This is a genomic window from Faecalibacterium sp. DFI.5.82 (assembly GCF_029076575.1).
GTDB lineage: Bacteria > Bacillota > Clostridia > Oscillospirales > Ruminococcaceae > Faecalibacterium > Faecalibacterium duncaniae.
The window spans coordinates 1-402 of record NZ_JARFIS010000117.1 but is presented as its reverse complement, the minus strand read 5'-3'; the positions used below and the strand labels follow the sequence as shown (position 1 = coordinate 402).

General features: G+C 65.4%; 1 protein-coding gene. It reads left to right on the top strand.

Annotated features, from left to right (window positions below):
• Positions 1-74: 74 nt before the first annotated feature.
• Positions 75-402 (top strand): SpoVA/SpoVAEb family sporulation membrane protein (locus P0G09_RS15845; protein ID WP_275253135.1); only part of this gene is annotated, 328 nt, incomplete at its 3' end.

Genomic DNA, 402 nt, shown 5'->3' with positions numbered 1-402 from the left:
CAGAAGGAGAGCATCCCCGCCATCTCGCACCTGGTGGAGCTTGCTGCCCTGGAGGAACAGAACGGAGGAAACACATGAACTATTTCTGGGCATTCGTTACAGGCGGGGCCATCTGCGTGGTGGGCCAGCTCTTTCTCGACCTGACCGCCCTGACCCCCGCCCGCATCCTGACAGGCTATGTGGTGGCAGGCGTGGTGCTTTCGGCCCTTGGGTGGTATGCGCCGCTGGCCGAGTTAGCAGGCTGCGGTGCCACCGTTCCCCTGCTGGGCTTCGGGCATCTGCTTGCCAAAGGCGTGCGCACCGCCCTTGCCGAAGAGGGAGCCATCGGCATCCTGACCGGCGGGCTGACCGCCGCGGCTGCAGGCTTCACCACCAGCGAACAGACCACGCCGCAGACAAGGC